A 21,959-nucleotide genomic window follows, 5' to 3' on the forward strand; every position below is an offset into this window, starting at 1 on the left:
CGATGAAAGAAGAAAGGAACATTATCACGATGGACGGGCAGGGCAATATCTTCCTGCCGAACGATATAGGTGCAACCGCCATGACCGAGTGGGAAATCTGCGAACTGTTCGGGGTTATCGCCCCGACGGTTCGGGCAGGGATAAAGGCACTCTGCAAAAGCGGAGTTTTGAGCGTATATGACATAAAGCGCATTATCCACATATCGGACAGATACAGCGCGGAGGTTTACAACCTCGAAACGATAGCCGCCCTTGCTTTCCGTGTCGAATCGTTCGGGGCGGCGAAAGTCCGCAGGGCATTATTGGAAAGGATTATACACGGGCGAAAAGAGAAAACGATGGTATTCGTGTCGGTTGTTTCGGACGGCAAGCCCAACAGCCGTTGGAAAGCATGATGATATATCAACATACCAACATGCAAACGTATCAGCATACCAGCATGCCAACATGCAAACCTATCACTATGGTGATATATATTGCAGGTTCTATTCCTTTTTCAGAGGAAAGCGGAGCAATCATTTCCGTTTACAAAGGCAAAGCAAGCACGGGGCTTTATGTCGGCTAAAAGGTCAGGCGGCTGCGCCGTTTCCCGATAAATCTTCCTCTCGCTTCGCTGCGAGCGTATTTATCGGGAAAACCTTGTATCCGACCGCCCCGTGCAAAAGAGCCTTTGAAAACGGAAACGACCGCCCCGCCGCCCTCCACCGACCGAAAGGGAAAAATAATAAGGTGGGGTTATACGGGTAAGCAGACGGCAGGGACAGCCACCGCCGAAAGGCAGACGAACGGCACGCCGCAGGGTATTTACGGAGAAAATACCGTAGCTTATTAGGGAATTTTCCGAGCCGCAATACTCCGTATCGCTGAAAATTCCCCAATAAGGCAAGGGGCAAGCCCCTCTGCACACCCCCATCGAGAACGGCATTTCACCGCCCTCAAAGATAGTCAAGTTTATTGTTTCACAAGCCAAAAAAGAAAGGAAGAATATATGGGTTTCGTAGTTTTACACATGGAAAAGGCGCACGGCAGCGACAGCGGAACGACCGCACATATCGAGCGCTTCATCATACCGAAGAACGCCGACCCCACACGCACGCACCTAAACCGCAGGCTCATCGGCTACCCCGACGGGATAAAAGACCGTTCGGCGGCTATCCAAAGAAGATTGGAAGAAGCGGGGCTGACACGCAAAATCGGAAGCAACCAAGTACGGGCAATCCGCATCAATGTGTCGGGAACGCACGAGGACATGAAGCGGATAGAGGAAGAGGGACGTTTGGACGAGTGGTGCGCCGACAATCTGAAATACTTCGCCGACACGTTCGGAAAGGAGAACATCGTGGCGGCTCACCTGCACAGGGACGAGGAAACACCGCATATACACGTTACGCTCGTTCCCATCGTCAAGGGAGAGCGAAAGCGCAGGAAAAGGGAGGAACAGACGAAGAAGCGATACCGCAAGAAGCCGACCGACACCGTGAGGCTGTGCGCAGACGATATTATGACACGGCTGAAATTGAAATCCTATCAAGATACCTATGCCGAAGCTATGGCGAAATACGGGTTGCAAAGGGGCATAGACGGCTCGAAGGCTCGCCACAAGTCCACGCAGCAGTATTATCGGGATATACAGAAACTCGCCGACGACCTCAAAGCGGAAGTGGTGGATTTGCAACAGCAGAAAGAAACGGCACGGGAAGAACTAAGACAGGCGAAAAAAGAAATACAGACCGAGAAGCTGAAAGGGGCGGCAACCACCGCAGCCGCCAACATCGCCGAGAGCGTCGGTTCTCTTTTCGGTAGCAACAAGGTCAAGACGCTGGAAAGGGAGAACACCGCCCTGCAAAACCGCATCATTGAACTTGAAGAAGAAGCCCGACAACGGGAACGACAACAAGCCAAACAGATGCAGGAAATGAAAAGCACATATGAGCAACAGAATGGTAAGCTGTCCGAGTTCGTGGATTTAGTCAAACACTATTTCCCTTATGTGGAAAAGCTAATGCCAACTATTAAGTTCTTACGTGATACTCTGAACTTTGGCGATACCGTCATTAAGAAGCTGTGCATGTTCAAAGATGTTTCCATTAAAGGAGAACTCTATTCACGCGAGTTTAACCAACTCTTCAAGGCGGACGGTGCAGTTTGCTCTCTCAGACAGGACATGGAGGGAAAATTTGAACTCAATATAGACGGCGTTTCACACGTCAGTTGGTTCAGACGCAAGAAAGATGAGTTTATAAAGAAACTGAAAGTATCTACAAGGAAACAAAATCGAGGTATTAAGCTGTAAATTATTATAATGTCCGTGATAGTAGAATGTTACATTGCAATTATTTTGTACTTTTGTGTCCTCATTTACATCTCAATATAAATTTAATATGAGTAACGAAGTCTTATATATCCTTTTGCCAAATTATGCAGCGCATGAAATAGTATATCTTTCTGAAGCTATTGCATCAGACGAATATGCTTTGAAAGAAAATCCCAAGTATATTAATAAAGTGGTTGCTCCTACTTTGGAGGAAGTTAAATCCATCGGTGGATTTCGCACTTTGCCCGATTACTCGTTTGAAACTATGCCCGATGATTATGCCGCATTGGTGCTGATAGGCGGTTTTGGATGGAGTACATTTGTTGCTGAACAAGTCGCACCTATTGTCCAACAAGCTATTGAAAAAAGAAAGATTGTAGGAGCAATCTGCAATGCAGCTTCGTTTATGGCAAAACATGGATTCCTTAATACTGTCAAGCATACAGGAAATGGTTTAGACCAACTCAAGCAATGGGGAGGTGGAAATTACACAAATTCTGACGGGTATATTCATGCTCAATCTGTAAGTGATAAGAATATAGTAACAGCCAACGGTTCAGCAACTCTTGAATTTGCAAAAGAACTATTACTATTATTGGAGAACGATACTCTGGAACGTATTGAAATGTACTACCAGTTCAACAAACAAGGGTTCTGTAATTTGTTTGATTAAATGATATATGGATAATCTGTTGAATGTTTGCAGTAAGGATGAATTTCGCCAATGGCTTATCATTAATCACACAATAGCATCTGAATGTTGGGTGAATGTAAAACGTGGTAAGCCATCTGATGACACAATCTTTTGGTATATTGATGCCGTGGAGGAAGCCTTGTGTTTCGGATGGATAGATAGTACATTAAAACGCATTGATGGAATCGCTTATCAAAGATTTGCACCGAGACGAAAAGGTAGCGTATGGTCTGAATTGAATAAGGAACGGTGTAGAAGAATGGAATATTTAGGAAGAATGACCGATGCAGGAAGAATTGCGTATCCTAAAAATATGGATTCCTTTCTAATAGACAATGAAATATTAAAAGCACTTAAAGAGGATGAAACAGTATGGAGTAATTTTAGCAATTTTCCCCCTCTTTATCAACGTGTACGCATAGATACGATTCAAATTAAGAAGACTAATTCCGTTATGTTTGCCAACAGGTTATCCAAATTCATTGAGAATACCCGTAACAATATAATGTTTGGAGAATGGAATGATAACGGACGACTGATAGGATACCGCAAAAAATAAGATTGTATGTGCTTGCTATTGTAGTTTTTTATGTAACTTTGTTTCTTGAAAGAGTTATTTGACAGCATAGTACCGCAAATCGCTGAAAATCGCACGGTTGCTAACTCGTTACCTCTATTTTTAAAATAATTCGCTAATAGTTTATTTATCAATCGGTTAAGTCAAACCGAGAAAAATCTAAAATAAAGACAGTATTACTCTATATTATGCAGAGTTTCCCCCAAGGAGTTGAATATACAAAGCTATTTGGAATACTTTATTTCGCACAACAGGATTATCTTGTCAAATATGGGAAGGTACTTATAGAAGACTCTTTCATGGCATTGAAGTATGGTCCGGTACCGACTTATATTTATAAGGCCCTACAAACAGCAGGAAGAAAGCCTACGGAAGAAGGATTTAATGATTTCCTTACCGGAATAGAGGTACATGAAAAGAAAATTTATGCTTCTGCCAAACCTGATATGGACTACATTTCAGGCTCAGACAAGCGTTGTCTGGATGCTGCCATTACCAAATATAGGGATACAGACCCTTATGACCAATCAGACCTGTCAAATGACTCGGCATGGAAAGAATTTATGACACGTATTAAGGATGATCCGCAAAAGAATTTGCTTACTATCATGGATATAGCAAGGGCTGGGAAAGCCAATAAGGAAATGGTAGATTATATCCGCAAAAAACAAATTGTAAGAAACGCTTTATCTTAAAATTGCATGGACGACTGAATCAGTAGGCTTGAAAAGCCTGAAGTCGAATTAGTAGATATTCCATCATTTATCGGCCTCACTACGGAAAGAGTTCCATCTATGGATTGCTAATAGTCAGATAGAATCAGCCTTTTCTCTAGGAATGATGAATCTTCAACAAAGTAAAACAACTAACGTCCACTTGCAAAAAACAACAAGAAGTCTGTAATGACCCGCATTGAACATGATGTGCCAAATGAGAACAAATAAAAAGCCAGAATTTGAATTAGTGCCGGCTCCAACAATTCATTATCTTATTTAAATCGTACTGTACTACTCTAGGAACAGGCAAACTGGCAAGCAAAATAGCACCCTATATTTTAAATTATCCTGCTGTTTAGTTCCGCTATCTATAAAAAGCGGAAAGACAACAGACAACCTCTTCAAACATGAAATTCTGCATTTTAAAAACAGACCAGATGCTGTTTACCATACACCGCATGACCAAATCAGCATCCCAGGCTTCTAACAATTGATGGTTGTCGAAGTTCAAGTATGCAAAATTCTTGTCCCGCAGCATCAATAATGCCTGAATGGATCTACCCACTCGTCGGGGACCTGTTATCAACTTGATAAGATGGCTGCTCAATAGCAAATCTCTATTCTTACGTTTCAAATAAGGGCGGAGACATCAGTTCATCACGTTCTTTACGTTGATTCAGAATGATTGTTTTCATCTTTTATGTGTTGGTATGGTAAAACAAAGGGATGGTCATAAACGAAAAAACCCGTTCTTGATGAACGGGTATACCCTTAACTTGGTTACGTATTTTGATAACAGAGGCTTTACCAAGCATTACGATACAAATGTCCGACTTTTATTTGAATATGCAAAATGAAATATAAAAAAGTAGTCAGATTACAATGGAGTGTGGAGATTTGTTCAGAAATCAAAAGGACCTGAACTTGCGATGCAATAAACCTTTGCACCACAATTTTATTCATAAAGCCCAAATGTCAATTTACAAAAACTTAATGAAACAGTAATCATACTTGGTTTAGTATAAAAGCGTTGCCGACCAAAAAGATAATAATTAGGTTTAGATTAGAACTTGATTAGATATACAAAAAACAAACTAAACTTTAAGTTATATGGTGAAGGAAAAAAGAGGGACAAAGAGAAAATATAGAATTCTAAATCACGAGGGACAAAGGGACATATTGCTCCAAAACCATAAATCTCAAAAATGAAATAGTATTAGTGTTTTCTTTGCAGATTGTGACTGATTTTTTGTCCCCCGTTTGTCCCCCAAGCCATATACGGGGGACAAATTTACGTCCCTCTATGTAATTTGAGTACTTTTCACTATAAAATCTATCTAAATCATAGATAATTATTGCTTTATACAGATACCCTCAATCTCTTAGTTTCTAAAATATCAAATGCCATAACCACTGATAAACAAATACATACATATAAACTAATACGGAATTAGAATTACATCAGATGAAATTTTGTTCGAAATGTTTAAAAAGTATTTTATCTTATTCCTTCATGCATCGGAAGGTTTGTTAAAGTACCTAGAAAAATTAACGCAAGGACCTATTACCATATAATTCATTCTTGCAATATATTTAAGAAAAACATCGGTATATGAAGTTTATTAATTAAATGTTGCAATAACATACTCACCCCGCTTCCCATAAGAACAGCGCGCTCAGGGTGAGTCTTTTATTTTCTAGTGATATTGGTTTAGTGACGATGTTAGACTTTTACCTGAATTTAGTTTACGGCTAGAATTTACATTAGGGATGACATCTGCTATTTCAAATCCAAGTCTAGGTATGAGTTTTCCGGCAAACAGAGACGACTTATTCATCTTGATCTACACCGCCAAGCAATCGCTGTATGGAAGAATTTCAATCCTGAAGTTCAAGCTGTTTGGAATAGGTTTGCTGATATAGATTACCGTATAACGACGGCAACCATACAAGTAGCTACAATCTCTTCGTGTCGGCCTATCACGGCCACACGTAGTTTGGAAATGATCGTGTGCCAGAGCCTCATGCATTTGCTTCCTCCCCGGTCTTCAATACTGCTTTTGTAAAGGTGTGAGAGTTGTTGATGGACAAAGATGAACTTCAAACTATTGCTAAATTCACGAGGATATCACAAAGTATCGCGTGCTGTTCAAGATCCAAGTGGTGAAGCCTGGCAAGGGTAAGCATCCAGGTAAGGTGAGAAATTATCTGTCACAAGGTTGATGACTGTTCAAATGTGTCGGTTGTGTTCAATATAGAAATGCCGCACTCTTGGGACTTCCCGCAAGCATACGGCATTCATCTAAGGTATCTACTGAGTCTGTTAGTAGTTATCGGTCGCAGTATATCACTGTGTCGATAAAGTATCCAATCTTTCTTCGAGTTATTCTCAAGGTTAATTTCATGAGAAGGATCAAAAAACAACGGGATAATCATTCCGTTTCTTCCTAATATAAAATATATCCTTGGTGATCATTCACTATTTTTCTCTCTTAACGACACAGGTGGCAGATATTTTTCCCAATCCATCATATTTGAAAGAAGTCTCATCCGCTCATCTATAGTGGATAACTCTATTCGTCTATTGGGCAAATATCTTGAATGCTCTAAAGATTCCCCCAAAGCCCATAAACGATTTTCCAAGTAAGATTGGTTGTTCTTATGTCTTTCAAAATCTTCAACTAGAAGGAAAACATTGTGTTCAAATTCTGCCCGCGAAGTTGGCGGTGGCATACCATATTTACTTTTCTCTTTCATACATTTCTTTAAAATTATTAGACGCCAATATATGGAAAGTAGAACGTACCAATTCGTCTATAGTATCAAGATTTATTCTACCGTTAGGTAGTGTTCTAACTCTTGATAATGAATCAAATAAATGAGCATCAATACCACGAGCAAATAAAATACGTTCATTATCAATACTCTCTTTGAGCAGATTTGCACCTCTCTCAAACTCTCTTCTACCTGGATATGATGAACCTAAATATTTAGTCATATACATTAATTATTAATTGCATAATACACTCTTCCAACCCTCTCATAATCCACTTTGTTATAGAGAACTCTATTGAGTACATCTTCCATTGTCCTTATATACCTACCTTTGAATAATCCGTTCAAGTAGAAGCTTCTTCGTATGTATTCATCTGTTTTTAACAGTCTTGTTATCGTACCGTCATCTTTCAATGAATGTACAGCGTCCAAATAAGGTTGTGCAAACTCTTTTCCGCCAGTAACCTGCAAGTTATTGAGTTTATCAATTTTATGTTCAATAAACATCATATCCTCAAAATCTATCAATACATCACCTCTATCAGTCATTGTATTAGGAAATATGGTTTTCATTTTTTCTAGTAAACTATTATACCCACATTTCTCTGACAATACTAATGCAATTTCGTAAAGATTCCTTGAGACTGAAAAATTACGAACACTAAGTAATTCCTTTTGCTCATAGTCAGATTGAATGCATTCTAATACTATAGAAGGTTTCTCAATAGCAATTTCAAGTAAAACCTCTGAAGCTATTGTATTCAGACCTATTTCAACATATTGTTTAATCTCTTCTATTAAACATTCTATTACTCTATGATCATATTCACATAGCCATTTTAGGGCTTCTTCTGCTCTCATCGAAACATTTCTATCTGGATGAACAAGAAACCATATCAGAAAATGAATCATTTGCTCATCCTGATTATGTTCTTCATGATAACCAGACATACCAATAAATTTCTCGTATTGTTGCTTTGAAGGACGCACATTAATGTCATAATGTCCAGATATAATATCAAAAAGTTTTGTTTTATCAAAATCTGACTTATTAATAAGCGGTGTAATAAATTCACTGAGAGAGTACCAATAGCTTCCTAATGGTGAAACGATATTCTTTCTCATAGAATCAAGAAGTGCTTTACTTGAAGGAAGAGAATCGAGCTTTTCTTTTAGATTTTCTCTTTTTTCTGAGTGTTTTTCTTCCTTCAAACTTCGTTTCCACTCAATTCCCCTTTCCTCCAAAAAACGATTTAGGTAATCCAAAAAACTGTCGAATATAACCTTTTCCTCAAAGTCTTTTAAATAAATACCGTTCTTTGTATCATATATATGAGCTATATAATCTGCCATTCTAGGGGCGAGAATTTCTATAGATTTCTTCTCTCCTAGTTCTGCTATTATTTCAGAATGAAGGTTTGCATATTGATAGTCATTATGCATTTTGTCCCAATTTTCCCAGAATAATTCACTTATAGCATATTTTATATAAGGTGACACTTCCTTGCATTCGCTTAACAGCTGACAAATTGCACTAGCTTCTATTAAATGGTTAGCGCCAAGATCATAGCCTTTGCCAGGAGCCGGCATGTCTACTTTCCAGTCCTCTGCATTACTGATAATTCTTTCAGAAGATGGAATAGTCTCAAATTTATAATAGGTAATGGCATCCGATAGTGAAGATGCTTTAGCTATAGTTGCAACAAATTCATTTTTCTCTTGCTGAACATATCTTTGAAATGTCATTTCGCCAGATGCTTCTTCAAATATTGCCGCCATATGTGCGACTTGAACAGCGTCAAAAAATGTATCTGTTTTACGAAATTCATTAATCAGATCTAGTTGAGCTTCTTTATACCAATCTGGTCCCATAGAACTGTTCAATACTTCAATATAAGTGTTTTGAGTTTTTGTTTTTTCACCCATCATAGCATATTCCCGGCAGATCTGAAGTAAATAATAACACCGTTCACTTCTATTCTGTACAGCATAAAGTATATATTTAACAATTTCGTCAGCTAAGAATACAGCTTGTTGCCGCGTATTGCTCTTTTTACCTAATATACCAGTCATCCTTATTAGAGTTGCACAATAGCCCTCTCTGTACAAACACAACTGGTTTGGCATCCGGTTCTTTAGATGTTTCATAAAATCATCTATCTTATCTACAAAAAAGTCTCGGTATATCTCTGCCAATTTGTCATAAAGAAATGGAAATAACTCTTCTGGAAGAAGATAACTTCTTTTCCATTGGATTCTTCTTTCAAAAGAAAAGTCGATATAATCAAATATCTCTTTAATATGAGTATATAATTCAGAATAGTCTTCATCCATTGCTTGTTTCCGGTAGAGAATACCATTCATATATGCGGTACGGCGAATTAAGGCCTCAATATATTCCTCCCAGGAAAGCTCATCATAATATTTTTTATTCAAAGATGGCAAGGATATTACTTCGTCAATATATGCTTTATAAAGACATTCTTGATAAAAATTCAATAGAGATTCTACATCTATATCAACACCATTAGTGTCTCTGAATACAAATGTTTCAGGAATAGGATTATAACTTACAAGCAATTTCTTTAGAATCTCTGCATGTATAGGCTTATCTATAAGTACATTTAGGATAACCTTCAAATTTTCACCCAAAAATGAAAAATTATTGTGTAACAAAACTTGTTCAACCTGCTTTAAACAATCTTTAAAAGCCTCATTGTAACCAATATTGTGTAATCCGGTTTCTTGTTCTTCATATAGGGCCATCACATTTATTAATAGCATCACTACACTCTCATCCCACGTCTGGTTAAATTTTTTAAGGTATCTGTCTATGTTTATCCGTTTGCCAGCTCTTACTTGAATGGAAAGTTGATATGCAATAATTATATTTCGGATTGACATAATTACAGTATCAAAAGATTCATTATTATCTGACTTCAAATGACTAAGTGTATGATTAAGATAGCGAATTATATCGTTGGGATTCTCTACACCAGCCAATATATTTTCAACTATCAAAAAGCCTTTTACAACAAATATATACGGATCAATACCTTTTTCTGATGTATCCCTAAGTGCTTTTCTGATTACTGCATCAATTGAGTTAGACAGATTGAATGCCTGCTCGTTATAGCCTAATTCTAGCATAAGTCGAAGATATATCATAGCATTCTGAAGATTAACCAACAAAACATTATCTCTTACAATATACTTTAATGCTACATCAGGCTTTCCTTGTAATATATTCAAATCAACGAATGCGTTCACATTATCAACCATTATTGAATCACATCGGTTCTCAATACGTTGGGCAAGTAACATCAATCTTATTACCTCTACAGCCAAACCACGATCTACAGCTACAGACAGACATTCTCTGATATCATGCATTATCAAATCGGGCGACACATCGTGTAAGGCACAATTGTCCGCCCACTGTTGGTTACACATTGTCAACCCTTTTATAGCATCACTGCCATTCACAACATGATGCAAAATATTTTCTATAGAATATGTCAGATTCTTATTTGTTTCACAATATTTAGCAATCTGATCATTAGTATAAGTTATTATGGATGCCAATTTATTTGTAACGAAAAGTCTGAATGAACTATGATATATTTCGTAATTATTTTCATCTTTATCTTTTAGTAAATGACTAAACTCCCTTGTTGATGACTTGAATTCATAAGGATTGGGTTCTCTCATCATGGCTATTAATTGATTTTCCTCTATGGAACCACGAATTTGTGATAGTAATGCCAATACTTCAAAAACACAGCCTTTGGGGTTAGCCTTTTTCCATATTGCTTCATAATAGGAACGTATATCACCATCTATTGTCGGCAAACCCTCGACCCACTCATTTAACCATTCTTCCCTTGTTTTTTCATCAAAAGTTTCTGCAATATAACGGCATAAGTAATTCATATACAGAGGATGTCCCTCTGTTTTATTGGCAACTGCCTGTATAAATGAATAAGGTTTCTCCCATTCACCACTATTATCATGTATATAAGATTCACATGCTGCCATGTTTAGGGGTATTACTTCTATTTTACTTTCTGTAGATAGCTTTCTAACAATATTGGTTGGAAGTATTTCTTCAGTAATACATGATAATACAACCTTAATATTACTAGGCAAATTCTCTGGCAACAAAGACAGGATATCATCTACACGATTACTTTCATCCGTTGCTAGTTCGTCTAATCCATCAATAATAATGACCCCTTCCTTTCCTTCGCCAGAAAGATCATCATTCATATATTTGAACCAATCAGGTATTTTCTTTCGTTTTTCTTCAAGTGTAAGTTTTTCTATATCAACACCTAATTTGGTAATAAAAATGGTCTCGATCCAATCTACAAAGAAACTTTCAGAACATCTAATAGCACGACTCATTTCGTCATTGGGTACTTTAAAAAAGAACCTTCCTACAATTTCCAACTTTTTATTTTCTGGCTCAAAACCAGCAACAGCTGTTGTCTTACCGCAGCCTGGAGAACCATATAGTAAAATCCAATGACTCTTATCCGCTACAAGAACAGATTCAAGTAATTCAAAAACAGAATAGTTAGGACTGGCTGTTTCAACATCTTTTGCGATTGAATTAGGCATTGTGTCTATTCTAACGTCTTGTTCTATCTCAACATCGGTCAATTTCATACCAATCTTTTCTACGCTAACAATAGACAATTGATTTCCCTCCTGTTCTATAACAACTCCGACCACCTTATTATCAAGTAGAATTGGTGCTCCAGACATTCCTTGATAATCATATGAATCTTCAACATCTTTAGCATATAGTCTGTAGTCTGCTACAGAATTAAATATCTTTTGTGATATTATTCCACAAAGTCTTAGACCACTATTAATTGACTTATCTGGATACCCAAAAGATGCAAATTCTTCACCTATTCTGTTATGATGAGCTTGCAACTTATAATAACCCTTAGAAGTACGTCCCGTCACTTTCAATACTGAAACATCAATATCATCGTAGTTATTTACTACCTTAAATCGCAAATCACCATCTTGGGTATCCTTTATAATATTATTACCATCTTCATTAAATGAAGAGACAGTATGGTATGCTGTTAATAAAAGATCTGGAGCTACATAGAATGCGGTTCCAATTTCTTTATCACAAATAATTTGAACTATAAGTGTTTCATTCATATCATTAAAGTGTTATCGTTATACCATCATCATCTGGGTATATTATCTCAAAATTGTTGTCTCTATGATAGTCTTGTTTCATTAATTCTTCACTAACGGCCAGATTATAGTTAAAATATAATTTAGGTGCATTATTATTTTCATTAGTTATAATGTGAGCTAATGTTGGTAAATCAGGGTGATCATACTTATCACCATTAGTTGAAATAAGCCAGTTATCGCAAGTTATAATGTCCAACAGTTTGGGAGAGTTATTGTTAAAGCTTCCATGATGTGACAATTTTACCGCATCAAATCTGAAAGGAGCATTCTTCTCACCATATAGTGTTATTAATGATTCAACTATGGTCTCGGCATGAGCGTCTCCCAAAAATAATATTCTTTTGCCTTCAACCTCTAATACGAATGCTATAGAACTTCCATTTGTTGCAGAATCATCAGGTACATATGCCTCTTCTTTTATTTTAATCAAATCGTAGCTTTTAGATACTTTCTTTTTGTGAAAATGAAAACCAGGTTTTTCTTTGCTCAGGCAAAACTCAAAAGCATCGTCCCAATATTCATTGCTGTGTGCTTTTGACAACAGTCCATCTTTAATTAATCTTTTCTTCCAAAAAAGCTCAACATTACTAATATCATCATTATTGGGAGAAAGAATATGAATAGTAGCACCCCCTAACAAATACGAAATTAACCCTTTCATAGCATTACCTTTAGTTGGACCGTTCCATAAAAGTCCTTTTCTAGCAATAAGTGTTGACAATGTACAACCTTGCTTAGCACTAATTGACTTAGGATTTATCACATTTGTTTCTTTACATATATTTTTATGGGCAAATATTTCATCTTCTTCAGAAACTATTGCTACCGACTGAACATGCTTATATCCATTGTACCATATTTCTTTTATGGAAATTGGAAGTACATCTTCTTCAAGTAGCTTAATAATTCCTGAAATATGGTCTTCATCTATATGGGTAACCACTACCACATCAACCGTCCCACCATTATTTGCAATTTCTACAAGTTTTGGTAAAAGGTAATTATTATAGGTGTTAACATATCCACCATCTATTAAAATATAATGAGATGCCACATATTCAACAAGGATACAATCACCATTTAATGCAGGAAATACATTAATTCTCATAACACTATAATTAAATTAATCCAATGACATTCCATCCATAAGAAAGTCTTTCAAACTAAGAATCCTAATACCATTTTCGCTGTATCCAGATAAATATCTGTCTGCCACAATTATTATTTTGCGAAATCCATCTTTAATGTGTAATAGCGAGGCCTGTTCCTGCTCCACCTTTTCTCTATCGGGCAAGGCATAGGCTGACTGAACATATATTCTCTCTGACCCACGGTTGCACACAAAATCTACTTCAAGTTGCTTCCTCTGGCTATTACCTTCAGCATCTTTTGTGTTGTGTATCACAACTCCTACGTCCACAGTGTATCCTTGAAGACAAAGTTCATTATACACCATATTTTCCATCAAATGAGTCTTCTCTACTTGACGAAAGCCAATGCGTGCATTCCTGAGCCCCAAATCTTCAAAATAGTATTTCTGAGGTGTATCAATATACTTTCGTCCCTTTACATCATATCGTACCGCTTTTCTAATCAAAAACGATTCCTCCAACATCTCCAAATACTGCTTGATAGTATTCTTTCCAACTCCTATACCTTTAACTGTTTTAAACGTATTCTCTATCTTCGTTGGGTTTGTAAGTCCCCCTATGCCGGAAGCAACGACGTCAATTAGTTCTCCCATTACATCACTGCCTCTTATGTGGTAGCGTTCCTTGATATCCGTCAGGTATGTCTTCTCGAATAGACCTTTCAAATATGCTTCCTTTTCCTTTACATCAGGTTGTAGGCAAACCATGGGCAAACCTCCGTATGTCATATATTGATCCAAAGCTTCCTCAAAAGTCATTTCGGGATGAGCATCGACAAACTCACTCATTGATAAAGGTGTAATATGAATTTCATGACCACGACCACGGAACTCCGTAATCACATCCTTCGACAGAAACCGTGAATTACTTCCAGTCACATATATATCCACATTCTTAATGCTTAGGTATGAGTTCAGCACATCCTCAAACTCTGGTACCAACTGCACCTCGTCCAACATCACATAGTACCATTCCTCTTGTGGAACATCACCGAAAGCCTTATATTCGATAATTTGGGAGTCAATCCACTCCAACAAAGCATCTGGATCTCTTAATTTTTTATTTCTCCGATTCTCTAGATCTAGCATAATTATATGACTCTCATTCACGCCACCATCAAGTAAGTGTTGTCTGAATAGATTCATCAGAAGGTACGACTTGCCACACCTTCTGATGCCAGTCACGACTTTAATCATTCCATTATGCTTGCTCTTAATGAGCCTTTCAAGATGAATATTACGCTTTATCTCCATATTATATATACCATAATGTCATACTTGCGTATTTACGCATTTATGTTCTACAAAAGTAAGTATTTTATTTTATTTAGACAAACTATGATCCCTCTAAAATAGGGTAAGTTTAGTAAGAATATTAAGAGTTCTAGGCAAATGAGAAAATCAGCGCAGTTGCTTACCACTTAAAAATAAATAACAACATACTTGATCAGATAACGACCTTTCTATCCAGTCTGATTTTCCAACTATTTCTTCACGTAAGACTATCCCCCTTATTTCTCGAGTTTTAAATGTATTGCCTGCCAAAAAAAGAAAAGTTTCTGTCTCTTTTGGCAAGCAAAATAGTTTGGTTTAGAACTTTGATAGATATACAATAAACAAGACTAAACTTATATCTATAAGAGGCGGCGAAAGAAAAGAGGTATAAAGAGCAAATACACCTGTTCAAAACTTGAGGGACACAAGGGATAAAGGAGATTTAATAGGCTCCTTAATCACGTTTTTCAAAAATGAAATTGTATTAGTGTTTTCTTTGCAGATTGTCTCCATTTTTTTGTCCCTCTTTTGTCCCCGAGCATGAATAAACACCAAAATAATATCTGATTATCAATGGGTTACAAGCTTATAACACATATTGCATCGGTAAATAGCTAACTGCTTGACTATCAGATAGTTATAGTTGTAGACGACTTAAAATACTGACTAAAAACGACTTAAATATAGCAAAATAAAAGTTTTTGGAAAGGTATTTTCTTTTGTTATGCCTATTTTTTCAACATTTTTGTCCCCCGTTTGTCCCCCAATGTGGATTCGGGGGACAAAATTTTGTCCCTTGATATAATTTTAATACTTTTATCTATAAAATCTATTGAAATAGCAGATATTTAATGTCTGAATAATATTTTTTGTTACTTGTTTCCGAATATATTCAAACACTATAACATTGATAAACAGCTATATACATTGAAATGTTAGGAGCGAAAATAACTACAAATGATATTCCAATGTATATATCAAAAACATTCTATTAAAATATTAATCTTAGTATTTCTACAGGTTGGCATCAATGCGAATTAACTGAATATGAAGCGCAGGCTGATTTTCTTTTGCTGAAGAAAATATAGGTTGGTTTAATACAAAAAAATTAGATTCTGAATTTCATATTTCCGAAATATCCATTGGAATCAATAATCTTCATAATATCTAAAAAATCTGCAGACTTGTTTATTATCCTAATTTAGACACACTTTTTGAGACAATATCCAGTATCTTCCTTCATAATCTTCTTCATTTCGCAAATGAGAAAATAAAATACGGAACCCACTTTGAGCCCCGTATTTTCCATTTACACAAAATACTCTATATGTTCATTAAGAAATCACATCTACTCTCAAAAACAATCCTGAAAATGTACTTGACACTGTTCATAATACCACTTAAGAAATCAAATCACATAACCATCTATATATTTTTAAGAATTTACTCCAATACGCCTCTTTCTTTAAATTCTATAAATCTAGAATTAAATAATCTATCTGGTACTTTCATTTTCAGTAATTCAAAGAAATCTTTATCATGTGTTGTCAAAATAATTTGTTTATCAAGAGTAAACGCAATATTTCTTAAAAGATCTATCATTGACAGAATATTAATATCGTCAAGTGCTTGAATTGGATCATCAATGAAAATACAATCTAAGTTTTTGCCTGTATCAGTCTTTATAAACAATGCTTTTGCCATGAAAATACAAAATGCAAGGATATTTATCTGTGCTGTACTAAAATATAAATTGGGGACAATACTTTCCTTTTTTTGATTCTCTGAATACATTAAAACATTCAATCTAGGGTCTTTATATGTAAAATCACATTCGAAGTCGATTTTTTTGTATTCAGGATGAGGGTCTATTGTATTATACAATTTATTTATAATGTCAAGTTGAAAAAATCCATATACAAAATCTTCAAGATATTTTTGTAGCCTATTTTTTTCAGTATCAACTATTCCTTTATTAGTTTGTACATTTTCTAAATTCTTTAATAATACATCGTACTCCTTTTTACTCTTCTCATTTTTAATATATCTTTCTCCCACTTCAAGTAGTTTTAAAAACTCTTGAATACAACGAATCTTATATTCAATTTCTTTTTTACTATTCCTTATATTATATGAAACTTTATTATAAGCATCTATAATAGAATTAATGTTTACTTCTTTTTCTAGCTCCCTAATATTACACTTAGTAACAAGAAAATGAATGGTCTTAAAATAACGGTCATTCATTGCATTATATTGGGAAGTTAATGAATCATAAGTTTGATTACATATAAGCTCTTCTATACTATTTACTTTTTTTTCAGCGAAAGCATCCAGCTCTTTGTTTGCTTTAATTATTATTTCCGTTAATTCTTTTTTTTCTAATGACACTTTCTGAAGTTCTGCATTCCATATATCTAATGTTTCATTTGTTAATTCTCTATCTGATATAGATACTGAATAATTGTGATAAAACTCATCTTCTTCTATTTTGAGTAGTTTTTCAGAGAGTGATAGTATATCTCTAGAAATAACTTCGATTTCTTTTTCTAAATTATATTTTCGATTCTTTTTATCTTTATTTTCTGTGTTTAATTGCTCAAGAGATATTGCATATTTATAAACTAGTTCTTTGTAGAATTGGCGTTTTTCACTTTCTGAAACATTTAATAAAGCAGAAAAATTTTTATTTAAATATTCTTCATTATCCAATTTCTCTTTTTTTAGTTTATTTAAAGACGCTTCCTGTAACTTTATAACATTCAAAATTTCTTCTTTTTCATTATTTATAGTTTCAAATCGTTCATCTATTTTCTTAATTAAACTAGAAATAACATGTTTTTGTTTTTGTTCAATATATATTATTTCTGATTCTATTTTTTGTTTTATTTCTTCATCCTTTTTTATTGAAGCATTTAATATTGAATTATTATTTACATGTATCAACAGCTCTTTATAATCTTTATAGTCAAAACCGCATAAGGGACATATACCTCCTTCCAAATGCTTCATAACATTTTGAGACGAAGATAGTAACTTTTGCAAAACATCCTCAAATTCTATTTTATCAGAAATATGGCGTTTTATCTCTTCTAATTCCGTTTTTTTATTGTTAAGTATTTCTGACAATTCAATAAGTTGTTTTGTCTCATCTTCAAAAACACCTACAATAAAATATGCTCTATTTTTGCTAAGTTCGTTGCGAAGATTTGCTAATTTATCTAACTCCTCAACTTTAACTTTAAATTCCTTACGCCTATTCTCTAATTTTTTTCATCATTAAACAGCTTATCAGAAATATGCATTAAAAGATCTTGAAGTTTATTTATTTTCTTATATTGTTCATGAAGATTTAATAAAGCAGTTTCATTTATCTTCTTTTGTTCATTGAGTCTTACAATATCATTAACCAATCGTTCTAATGACAAATTCAGTTCGTTAATCTCAGATAATTTTTTCTTCTGCTGTAATATTAGATTTTTTTTATCATTAAGAACTGTAATTCTCTCATTTTGTAATTTGCAATAATTATTATATCCATTAATCAAAAACATGTAAGACTCTATTTGCTTTTTCAAATCATTGATTTTTAATTGATATTGAGCAATTTTTGAATTAAGTTCCTTATATGTTTTTATTTCTTTCAGTCTTTTTGAAACTTTCTCTAATTCTGTTTTACATTTATCATATTCTTGCTTAAATTTTTCTAATTCTCCAATATTTAAATATCCATCTTCTCCATTCTTAGATTTCTCTAACATTAGCTCAAGCTGATTTGTATTTTCATATTCTATAGATAAATTCCCGATAGTCGTTTCACACTTAATTTTTTCAGCCATAAATGATTGCTCATCATCTTTCTTCAAATCTATATCCAATCCAAGCAAATGCATTTTATCTGACTCTGTGTTTATAGTTTTTAGGATATCAATGCTTAATGATTTATCTATTCGGCCTTGCAATTTTTTAAGTTCACTTTTTTTCTTATTCAATTCTATGCCTATAGATCTTGAAGCTTTACTTAAAGACCTATAATAGTCTAACAGTCGATTAGTCTCCTCAAAATTTTCCATAAAAATTTTGAACCTATCAACTGCACTTTTTGTAGATAAAAAATCAGAAAGCCAATCTTGTGACAGTATTGCATCTCTAAAATATTTATGCTCAATATTAGATTCTGATAACAATAATGAACATTCCTCTTCGGGGAAACAAGTCGTCTTAATGTCTTCCATATCTTCGAAAGACATAGATATTTTTATTGGTCTCTGTGGTAATTCTTTATTATGTATAAATGTTGTAACTCCTTGTTTTTGATCTACTGTGAAATTTTCCTTAAAATTACTTCTGACCCGATGTATAGATTTGGTAATGCAAAACTCCATAGCATCAAAAAATGAAGTTTTTCCAAATCCATTTGGCGCATATATCGCCACAAGATTTGCGGCTTTATTAGAGTTCTTTGTTGCTGTAAGATCTACAGTCACATTATCAAACAGCCTAAATGCTTGTATATTAACTTTTTTAATCTTCATAACCTACTATTTTTATCGCAACTTCATTTAAACAAAAATCAACAGGTTTTGTAACCTCTTTTACTATGTTGATATCATATTTTATATATGAAGAAATTAAATTTTTAATATCCTTTTCCTTATATTCGTTTGCACTAACGATAATTTTACGTGAAGATATCGTATCATGCTCTATCTCATATTTTAAAGAACGATTCAGCTCTCTTTTGTCGTTCACAACATAAAATAAATAGAAGTTCCATCGCTCGAAATCATCAATATTATCCAATTGATAAGTTTCAGCAAATTCATTACGTATTTTTCTCCAATTAATGCGTAAATCTTCCTCACTCATACAATCAGTAACACAAATAAAAATATTTGCATTAACTCCAAACACATCAAATTTTTCTACTTGCATATTTAAGCGTTATTATTTAATATACGGGCTTTCAACAATTGTTTATAAGTATCAATGTTTATTTCATCGCAACAATCTATACAATGCATTACTCCCTTCTTAAAGATTTTAGCATTTATAATTGTCATACGTTTTAATAAATCTCTCTTAGATCGAGTTATATCTTGTATATTATAAATTCCAGCTTTTGCAATATTGGGAATTTTACTATCTAATACGCACCCTTTAAAAGTTCCAGAATTATTTAATCCTCCAATAAACAATTTAGCATTCTTTTGCATACCAATCAATGTATTAGGGTCAAGCCTTTCTCGTACTTCATAGAAATCAAAATTATCTTGACAAAAAATAAAATGGAACTTATCATAGACTGAAAGTATAAAATCATCCTGCATTTCATCAATATTAAGTATAACCATTATACCGATTAAAAATTCAGTGAAATCAACCCACAGCTCCTCTTTCAATTCTTCAACAACGATATCATCTCTTATCCTACCCCTTGTTTTTAATATATCTATCACTTTTTCCGGAGACAAAGATTCAAGTCGTTCTTTATAAATGTCCAAGCTATCCAACAACGATTCTGCGATATCTTTAGCATAAGCATCATCTATGTTAAAAGCTATACAAGTAAAAATAGAAAAGCTATCCAAATTAAATTCCTGTATTGGTGACCAGCCTTCTTTTTTTATAAAATCTTTATAAAGTGAAATTGGAATATAGGTGGCTTTTCCCAAACATTCTTTTGCGTCAATATTAGATGACTGTTTGTGAATACCTATAAGATGAAATTCTTTATCAAAGATACCTCCTCCAGACATTCCTTTAATTTCATCATTACGAATTTGTTGATTATACTCATATTCTACTAAATGATCATTAACACTTCCATCATGTTGACAAATATGTAATACCATAATTTTATCTACTGCATTCTCAATTCTTGCACCTGGAAATCCAACATGTGAATCAGCTTTAGTACTTTGAGTTCCTAAACGTAAAAAATGTATTTCATCTAAGCCTTGAGCATTTATTTTAATAATCGCAATATCATCATCCTCGCAAAGAATTTTGTCTATAGGTTTTATGTTATCTGCTTTTAATGGACTATTGGCTTCAAATTCAAATTGTAAATTCTTTATCCTGCCATCTTCTCCAACGACTACATGATAATTAGTTAAAATGTAAAGAACAGATTTATCTAATGCTCTAACTATAACACCACTTCCTCCACATACCTTAACCGAATGATATTTTCGTATTACATCTATATCCATAATTCTCAAAAAATGCAAATTCTCTTATGTAAATTAGGATAATCAATAAAGTCTTGCTCACAAAAAATAGATTTCATAACTGATTCATTATTAAAAATTATAGATGAATCACTTTTACTTATAATTTGTGCTAAAACTTCTTTGTCAGGATGCCCATATTGGGATCCATTAGTAGAAACAATATAAGCTTTAGCTAATATTCTATCCAAGAATAAAGGATTAAAATTGTTCCTACTTCCATGATGAGACAACTTTACATAGTTATATTCTAATTTTTCTTTACAATTCTTATAGAATCTATTCAGACCATCCATTATATCTTCATACTCAGCATCTCCAAGTAGCAGTAATTTAGTTCCGTCCCAAATCTCTAATTCAAATGCTATTGAAGCTTTATTTTCATCAGAATTTGGTTTCATGATCCAATCTTGCTGTAATAATTCATTAATACTTGGTAAACTAGCATTTTTAGTCGTATTATCCAAAGATGCTTTTAGCTTTTTTGCCACAATGTTACGAGAATCAACCTTTGGAGCTATGACACGTATTGTACAAAAATCATTTGACATTGTCATTCCCTCAACAATGTCATATCTATGGTAAATCTGATTCTTTTGCAATTTCTTTAATACAGATATTGCTTGATCGACAGAATTGTTCAAATCGTTATTATTATTGATATACATATCATTATTCAACCATACCTGCTTTACAAAGTTATTTTCAGGAAAATCCATTTCAAACCACTTACATATACCACCTATATGGTCATCGTCAATATGAGTGACAACTAGCAAATCAATACATCGTTCTTTATCTTTTAAATCATCAAGTAATAATTTTAAAGGACCACTTGGACTCCTCCTATTTTTTGCATTAAAATATGTAGACTTCAATCCACCATCAATCAAAATATTATATTCACGAACAGCTAATTTTATCGATATAAAAATACTATCACCATAGCCAGCATCTAATAGTTGTAATTCCCAATTTTCAAATTTCATTTTAAATTGC

At 34.3% G+C, this 21,959-nt stretch carries 16 protein-coding genes; 6 read left to right on the forward strand and 10 right to left on the reverse strand.

The genetic code is table 11. From position 1 onward, the window contains the following. The first annotated feature begins 2 nt into the window (after positions 1-2). From E0E47_RS06415 to E0E47_RS06440, 6 genes are all read left to right on the forward strand, one after another. Positions 3-395 (forward strand): hypothetical protein, encoded by a 393-nt coding sequence (locus E0E47_RS06415; RefSeq protein WP_128857460.1) that lies wholly within the window; start codon positions 3-5, stop codon positions 393-395. Between the two features lie 275 nt (positions 396-670). Continuing rightward, positions 671-832: a hypothetical protein gene (locus E0E47_RS17275; protein WP_172604610.1), complete on the forward strand. Its 162-nt coding sequence runs from the start codon at positions 671-673 to the stop codon at positions 830-832. A gap of 156 nt (positions 833-988) precedes the next feature. Continuing rightward, the gene (gene mobV, locus E0E47_RS06425) at positions 989-2,293 is read left to right on the forward strand and encodes a MobV family relaxase (protein WP_130893266.1); all 1,305 of its coding nucleotides are present in this window, start codon (positions 989-991) and stop codon (positions 2,291-2,293) included. Positions 2,294-2,381: 88 nt separating this feature from the next. Next, positions 2,382-2,987 (forward strand): DJ-1/PfpI family protein, encoded by a 606-nt coding sequence (locus E0E47_RS06430; RefSeq protein WP_130893267.1) that lies wholly within the window; start codon positions 2,382-2,384, stop codon positions 2,985-2,987. Positions 2,988-2,994: 7 nt separating this feature from the next. Continuing rightward, complete coding sequence (locus tag E0E47_RS06435; protein ID WP_130893268.1) at positions 2,995-3,567, forward strand: YdeI/OmpD-associated family protein; 573 nt, start codon at positions 2,995-2,997, stop codon at positions 3,565-3,567. 206 nt (positions 3,568-3,773) lie between these two features. Then, positions 3,774-4,280, forward strand: coding sequence for a Panacea domain-containing protein (locus E0E47_RS06440; RefSeq protein WP_130893269.1), 507 nt, complete (start codon positions 3,774-3,776; stop codon positions 4,278-4,280). Positions 4,281-6,773: 2,493 nt separating this feature from the next. On the opposite strand, the gene E0E47_RS06450 is transcribed toward E0E47_RS06440, so the two are convergent. From E0E47_RS06450 to E0E47_RS06495, 10 genes are all read right to left on the reverse strand, one after another. Beyond that, the gene (locus E0E47_RS06450) at positions 6,774-7,058 is read right to left on the reverse strand and encodes a hypothetical protein (RefSeq protein WP_130893270.1); all 285 of its coding nucleotides are present in this window, start codon (positions 7,056-7,058) and stop codon (positions 6,774-6,776) included. Next, on the reverse strand, positions 7,042-7,299 hold the full coding sequence (locus tag E0E47_RS06455; protein ID WP_130893271.1) for a hypothetical protein: 258 nt from the start codon (positions 7,297-7,299) through the stop codon (positions 7,042-7,044). Before E0E47_RS06455 ends, E0E47_RS06450 begins: the two co-directional genes overlap by 17 nt. Before the next feature lie 5 nt (positions 7,300-7,304). Continuing rightward, positions 7,305-12,260: a serine protease gene (locus tag E0E47_RS06460; protein ID WP_130893272.1), complete on the reverse strand. Its 4,956-nt coding sequence runs from the start codon at positions 12,258-12,260 to the stop codon at positions 7,305-7,307. Between the two features lie 4 nt (positions 12,261-12,264). Then, positions 12,265-13,410 (reverse strand): MBL fold metallo-hydrolase, encoded by a 1,146-nt coding sequence (locus tag E0E47_RS06465; RefSeq protein WP_130893273.1) that lies wholly within the window; start codon positions 13,408-13,410, stop codon positions 12,265-12,267. Positions 13,411-13,425: 15 nt separating this feature from the next. After that, complete coding sequence (locus E0E47_RS06470; RefSeq protein ID WP_130893274.1) at positions 13,426-14,706, reverse strand: ATP-binding protein; 1,281 nt, start codon at positions 14,704-14,706, stop codon at positions 13,426-13,428. A 1,464-nt stretch (positions 14,707-16,170) separates the two neighbouring features. Beyond that, the gene (locus E0E47_RS06475; RefSeq protein ID WP_130893275.1) at positions 16,171-17,856 is read right to left on the reverse strand and encodes a hypothetical protein; all 1,686 of its coding nucleotides are present in this window, start codon (positions 17,854-17,856) and stop codon (positions 16,171-16,173) included. A gap of 134 nt (positions 17,857-17,990) precedes the next feature. Beyond that, positions 17,991-19,262 (reverse strand): AAA family ATPase, encoded by a 1,272-nt coding sequence (locus tag E0E47_RS06480; RefSeq protein WP_130893276.1) that lies wholly within the window; start codon positions 19,260-19,262, stop codon positions 17,991-17,993. Beyond that, the gene (locus E0E47_RS06485) at positions 19,252-19,662 is read right to left on the reverse strand and encodes an ABC-three component system middle component 1 (protein WP_130893277.1); all 411 of its coding nucleotides are present in this window, start codon (positions 19,660-19,662) and stop codon (positions 19,252-19,254) included. Before E0E47_RS06485 ends, E0E47_RS06480 begins: the two co-directional genes overlap by 11 nt. A 2-nt stretch (positions 19,663-19,664) precedes the next feature. Continuing rightward, the gene (locus E0E47_RS06490; RefSeq protein WP_130893278.1) at positions 19,665-20,942 is read right to left on the reverse strand and encodes an ABC-three component system protein; all 1,278 of its coding nucleotides are present in this window, start codon (positions 20,940-20,942) and stop codon (positions 19,665-19,667) included. Positions 20,943-20,947: 5 nt separating this feature from the next. Then, on the reverse strand, positions 20,948-21,949 hold the full coding sequence (locus E0E47_RS06495; protein WP_130893279.1) for a ComEC/Rec2 family competence protein: 1,002 nt from the start codon (positions 21,947-21,949) through the stop codon (positions 20,948-20,950). Positions 21,950-21,959 lie beyond the last annotated feature (10 nt).

Source organism: Paraprevotella xylaniphila YIT 11841 (genome assembly GCF_900683745.1).
GTDB classification, from domain to species: domain Bacteria; phylum Bacteroidota; class Bacteroidia; order Bacteroidales; family Bacteroidaceae; genus Paraprevotella; species Paraprevotella xylaniphila.

Excerpts from the sequence above, each read along its gene's own strand:
- E0E47_RS06415 (WP_128857460.1), top strand. The coding sequence starts at position 3 with ATGAAAGAAGAAAGGAACATTATCACGATGGACGGGCAGGGCAATATC.
- mobV (WP_130893266.1), top strand. The coding sequence starts at position 989 with ATGGGTTTCGTAGTTTTACACATGGAAAAGGCGCACGGCAGCGACAGC.
- E0E47_RS06430 (WP_130893267.1), top strand. The coding sequence starts at position 2,382 with ATGAGTAACGAAGTCTTATATATCCTTTTGCCAAATTATGCAGCGCAT.
- E0E47_RS06435 (WP_130893268.1), top strand. The coding sequence starts at position 2,995 with ATGGATAATCTGTTGAATGTTTGCAGTAAGGATGAATTTCGCCAATGG.
- E0E47_RS06440 (WP_130893269.1), top strand. The coding sequence starts at position 3,774 with ATGCAGAGTTTCCCCCAAGGAGTTGAATATACAAAGCTATTTGGAATA.
- E0E47_RS06450 (WP_130893270.1), bottom strand. The coding sequence starts at position 7,058 with ATGAAAGAGAAAAGTAAATATGGTATGCCACCGCCAACTTCGCGGGCA.
- E0E47_RS06455 (WP_130893271.1), bottom strand. The coding sequence starts at position 7,299 with ATGACTAAATATTTAGGTTCATCATATCCAGGTAGAAGAGAGTTTGAG.
- E0E47_RS06460 (WP_130893272.1), bottom strand. The coding sequence starts at position 12,260 with ATGAATGAAACACTTATAGTTCAAATTATTTGTGATAAAGAAATTGGA.
- E0E47_RS06465 (WP_130893273.1), bottom strand. The coding sequence starts at position 13,410 with ATGAGAATTAATGTATTTCCTGCATTAAATGGTGATTGTATCCTTGTT.
- E0E47_RS06470 (WP_130893274.1), bottom strand. The coding sequence starts at position 14,706 with ATGGAGATAAAGCGTAATATTCATCTTGAAAGGCTCATTAAGAGCAAG.
- E0E47_RS06480 (WP_130893276.1), bottom strand. The coding sequence starts at position 19,262 with ATGAAGATTAAAAAAGTTAATATACAAGCATTTAGGCTGTTTGATAAT.
- E0E47_RS06485 (WP_130893277.1), bottom strand. The coding sequence starts at position 19,662 with ATGCAAGTAGAAAAATTTGATGTGTTTGGAGTTAATGCAAATATTTTT.
- E0E47_RS06490 (WP_130893278.1), bottom strand. The coding sequence starts at position 20,942 with ATGGATATAGATGTAATACGAAAATATCATTCGGTTAAGGTATGTGGA.
- E0E47_RS06495 (WP_130893279.1), bottom strand. The coding sequence starts at position 21,949 with ATGAAATTTGAAAATTGGGAATTACAACTATTAGATGCTGGCTATGGT.